Annotated in this window: 1 protein-coding gene; it reads left to right on the top strand. The window is 44.5% G+C overall.

Annotation, left to right across the window (positions count from 1 at the left end; translation table 11 throughout):
• Positions 1 to 103: 103 nt before the first annotated feature.
• Positions 104 to 1,209: ISAs1 family transposase (locus K5Q99_RS21760; RefSeq protein ID WP_220778113.1), on the top strand; the 1,106-nt coding region annotated here is incomplete at its 3' end.

Genomic DNA, 1,209 nt, shown 5'->3' with positions numbered 1-1,209 from the left:
CAGGGTGAGATCGTGAATGTATTTTAACCGTTTTGAACCCAATTTGACGAACGGTATCGATTATGATCTTATGCTCTCTTTTTCTTATAGAGAACATCAGAGCATGTACCTTGAAGCCTTCACGTCTCATTTCAACTCGATTGCTGACAGCCGACAATCTGCCAAAGTGACTTACCCATTGCATGATGTATTGTTCGTTACTCTGTGTGGTGTGATTGCTGGTGCCGAAGGCTGGTCAGAAATCCATGACTATGCTGCCGGACATCATAACTGGTTTAAAGAAAAGGGAATTCTGACCGAAGGTGTCCCAGTCGATGATACCATTGCACGTATTATCTCTCGTATCGAGCCGGAACAGTTCCGACTGTGCTTCGCCAATTGGATGCGAGCCGTCCATGAGATGAGTGATGGTCATCTTATTGCTATCGATGGTAAAACGCTTCGTGCCTCATACAATCGTGAAGATCGGCGCTCAACCATTCATATGGTCAATGCGTTTGCCTGTGCCAATAAAGTGGTGCTGGGGCAAGTAAAAACGGCAAATAAATCCAATGAGATAACCGCAATCCCAGCGCTGCTGCAGTTGTTAGATATAGAAGGAGCACTTGTATCAATCGACGCCATGGGTTGCCAGACAGAGATTGCAAGACAGATAGTCGAGCAAGGAGGTGACTACTTACTTGCTGTAAAGGCAAATCAAAGTTCCTTGCATGAGGCCGTGGTCAGTACTTTCAGTGAAGCGCGCAGTAATCCTCTTGATGGACTCGTTATTGAAAAAAATAGAGGCCGTATCGAGGCAAGAGCCTACTATGTAATACCTGCAAACCAGCTCCAAGATTATTTTTCTAAGTGGATGAAATTGAACACATTAGGTATGTGTTTGAGTTATCGGTATACGAAAGGGAAAGAGGCAGAACTGACCTACCGTTACTATATCAGTTCAGCCACACTCGATGAGCAGCAGTTAGCCAATTCAGTTCGTGGCCATTGGGGGATTGAGAACAGCTTACACTGGGTGCTAGATGTCTCAATGAAAGAAGATAGTTGCCAGATTTACCAACATCATGGGGCAGAAAATTGGGCCATGCTTAGGCAAATATCACTGAATATGCTTAGGGCTGAACCTTCTAAAGGAAGCATTCCAGCGAAACAGAAAAGAGCTTGGATGAAACCTGAATATTTAGAATCGGTTCTATTAGCAGGGTTGCA

It is taken from the genome of Shewanella hafniensis (genome assembly GCF_019655335.1).
Lineage (GTDB): Bacteria > Pseudomonadota > Gammaproteobacteria > Enterobacterales > Shewanellaceae > Shewanella > Shewanella hafniensis.
This window is presented reverse-complemented; position numbering and strand designations above follow the sequence as displayed.